The sequence below is a fragment of the Kitasatospora sp. NPDC007106 genome, assembly GCF_040634455.1.
In the GTDB taxonomy this organism is placed as follows: domain Bacteria; phylum Actinomycetota; class Actinomycetes; order Streptomycetales; family Streptomycetaceae; genus Kitasatospora; species Kitasatospora arboriphila.
The window spans coordinates 1-3,106 of the sequence record NZ_JBEYFP010000686.1 but is presented as its reverse complement, the minus strand read 5'-3'; the positions used below and the strand labels follow the sequence as shown (position 1 = coordinate 3,106).

General features: G+C 76.2%; 4 protein-coding genes. All 4 read right to left on the bottom strand.

Annotated features, from left to right (window positions below; genetic code table 11):
* Window positions 1-494, bottom strand: a 494-nt coding sequence (locus tag ABZ641_RS30765) for an alcohol dehydrogenase catalytic domain-containing protein (protein ID WP_359987068.1), incomplete at its 3' end; no start/stop codon positions are given.
* Window positions 495-591: 97 nt separating this feature from the next.
* Window positions 592-1,290 carry a hypothetical protein gene (locus tag ABZ641_RS30760; protein ID WP_359987065.1) on the bottom strand — a complete coding sequence of 233 codons (699 nt, stop codon included), beginning with the start codon at window positions 1,288-1,290 and terminating at the stop codon, window positions 592-594.
* A 77-nt stretch (window positions 1,291-1,367) separates the two neighbouring features.
* Window positions 1,368-1,730, bottom strand: coding sequence for a GatB/YqeY domain-containing protein (locus ABZ641_RS30755; RefSeq protein WP_344625480.1), 363 nt, complete (start codon window positions 1,728-1,730; stop codon window positions 1,368-1,370).
* Window positions 1,731-1,946: 216 nt separating this feature from the next.
* The coding region (locus tag ABZ641_RS30750; protein ID WP_359987062.1) for a BTAD domain-containing putative transcriptional regulator at window positions 1,947-3,106 on the bottom strand (1,160 nt) is incomplete at its 5' end.

Below are 3,106 nucleotides of genomic sequence, written 5' to 3'. Positions count from 1 at the left end.
CCCGCGGCCGCGGCCAGCTGCACCAGCAGACCGCCGACGCCGCCGGCCGCCGCGAGGACCAGCACCCGGTCCCCGGCAGCGACCCGCCCGGCCCGTAGCTGGAGCAGCGCGGTGCGACCGTCCGCGAGCAGCGCGACCGCCTCGTCCAGGGCCAGCCCGTCCGGCACCGCGACCAGGTCGGCCGCGGCCGCGAGCGCCCGCTCCGCATAGCCGCCGGACCCACCGGTGGAGGTCACCACCCGGCGGCCGAGCAGCGCCCCGTCCACCCCCTCGCCGACCTCCGCCACCGTGCCGCCGACCCCGTTGCCGGGCACCAGCGGCGGCACCGCCGCGAACGGCCCACGGCCGCTCGTCCGGAACTGCGTCTCGACGAAGGTGGTGTTGGCGTACGCGACGTCCACCACCACCTGCCCCGGACCCGGCACCGGATCGGGCGCCTCGCCCGCCACCAGCACCTCGGGCCCGCCGAACTCCGTCAACCACACCGCTCGCACGACCGCTCCCCGGCTCGCTCCGACCTCTGCCCCCCAGCCTGCACGTTCAAGCGGACTTCAGGTCAAGGGCCGGAACCGGCACCGACGCGCGACCGCGTCACACCGAGGCCACCGGGCCGGTGTACCGGTCGGTGTAGTGGGCCAGGTACTCGGCGAGCTCCGGCGCGGCCGGCGCCTCCTCGTGCTGCAGCGCCTGCCAGAGCCGGTTCTCCACCCAGAAGCGGTAGGCGAACTCCTCGAAGCCCGGAGCGCAGTGGGCGACCGCCGCGCTCAGGTCCACCGGCCCCTCCGCCTCCTCCCACTCCGGCAGGCAGGCGAAGTCCAACGGCGACCCCACCACGAACGCCTCCCCCGAAGGCCGCAGGTAGAGGTACCAGAACACGCAGTCCTGCTGGTCCCGCAGGAACCGCACCAGCCGCGCGCCCGGCTCGAACGGGCTCGGCAGCGGCTGCGACACGTCCGTCCAACAGCCCGTCACCGACACCTCGTCCAGCACGTCGTGGCAGCGGGCCGAGGTCTGCAGCGCCACGAAGTCGGCGGGCAGCTCACAACCCGTACCGGCCAGCGCCGCCGCCACCCCGTCCAGCAGCGCCACCCGCTCCGGATCCGCCGGCCCCGGCCCGCCCAGCCAGCCGAACCCCCCGTCGAACCGGCCCTCCGCCAACGGCGGCAGGCTCTCGTACGGGTACCACTCGTAGGTGCCGCGGCACGGCCGGTGCACCCCCAGATCGGTGGCGCACCACGCCGGGACGAACTCCACCGGCCGGTCCGGTCCCACGCTGCTGACGGTGCCCACGGCTGCTCCTCCGGACGCGCTCGACTGCTCGCTCCGCATCCTGCCGCCCGGCACTGACAACGGGCCCGGACCGGAGATCAGCCCAGGTGCGCGAGGATGACGGCGGCCTCCGCACGGAGCCGCTCGGCACGGTCGGGACGGCCCGCCCGGTCGTACGCCTCCGCCGCCTCGGCCCGCTCGGCGGCCTCGGCCCGGACGATCCCCACGATCTGCTCCTCCGACAGTTCCCGGCGCGCCACCTCGGCGGCACCCGCACCGATCGGGACCAGCTCGACCGCGAGGTTCCGGTCGGCGCCCTCGGGACGCTCCACCGCCTCGGCGTTGTCCAACGCCGCGAGGGTGGGCCGCAGGGCATCGACGGCCACCTTGTCCCGTGCCTTCATGGCCACCGTGAGGGCCGCCCGCAGGCGGGGTCGCAGGGGCAGGTCCGAACTCGTCATGCCGCGACGCTAACCGGGCCACCACCTCCCCCGCGACCCAATTCACGAGCGACCCCAGGGGCGCGGGGAACTGCGCAACACGGACACGGCTCGTCGTACAGATCAGGGCTTGGCCCGAACTGTTGTGACACCCGCCCCCGGACTGCGCAGTTCTCCCCCGGCTCTCCCCCGGCCTTCGGCAGGGAGGCACCCCCACGCACCCCTGGGGCGTGTCTCTCAGGCGGCGAGGAGGTCGCGGAGGAGGGCCACGGTGTCCGGGTCCAGGTCGCGGCCGGTGCGGCGGCTGAGGGCGTCGAGGCGGTTGACGGCGCGGACGAGTTGGTCGCGGGCGCCTGCGGAGGCGTACGCGTAGAACAGGTCGCGGTGCAGGAGTTCGACGTCCGGGGCGACGGCCAGGGCCCGGAAGATGGCGGCCTCGGCCGTCCGGTGGTCGCCGTACTGGAGGCGCCGGACGGCGAGTTCGTGGGCGGTGTCGACGATCGCGGCGAGCATGTCCTGGCGTTCGGGTTCGGCCCAGCCGTACGCGTCGGCGGGGGCTTCGGCGAACGGCGCCCCGCGGACGAGGGCGAGGGCGTGGGCGAGCGCCGCGTCGGCGGTGGAGCTGGTGGAGCGCATGCCGCGGCGGTAGAGCCCGCGGAATTCGTCCCAGTCGCAGCTGACGGTCGGGGCGAAGGCGTAGCCGTCCGGCTGGTCGGTGCGCAGGTGGGGGCGGCCGTCCGCGGAGGTGCCGAGCCAGGCGGCGAGGCGGGTGAGTTTGCCGGGGAGCGGGCTGGCGGCGAGGGCGGGGGCGAGTTCGGCGAGGTGGGCCGCGCCGGGGTGCAGTTCGCGGTCCAGGGTGGCGTGGTCGATGCCGGGCCGCAGGGTGATGAGGGCGGCGAGTTCGGTGAGGCGGGGGACGGCGGCGGGTTCGGTGGTGCCGGTGGCGCCGGTGATGTCGACCGGTCCGAGGACGCGGAGCCTGGGCGCGGAGCGGCCGGCGTGGGCTTCGGGTGAGCGGAGGATGGCGAGCAGTTCGGCGCTGTCGGTGCGGGCGGCGGCCGCGCGGGGTGTGCCGGCGGCCGGGGAGGCGACGTCGGGGGCCGGGTCGTGGGTCGGTGTCGGTTCGGGGGCGGGTGCCTGGTCCGCGGAGCGGTCGGGCTGCCGGGGGACGGCGGGCTGCGGCGGGCGGCCCGGTCCGGAGGCGGCGTGGCGGCCGATGCCGTTGGCGGTGTGCCGGGGCGGGGGCGGTGTGTCGTCTCCGCTCGCGCCGGGCAGGTCGGCCGTCGACCGGTCGGCGGGCGGCGCCTCCACGGCGGGCCGGTCCGCGGTGCAGATCTGTGCGGAAGCCGCCAGGATCCTCGGCCGCCACGACAGGCCTGCCTTCCGGCACGTGGTCG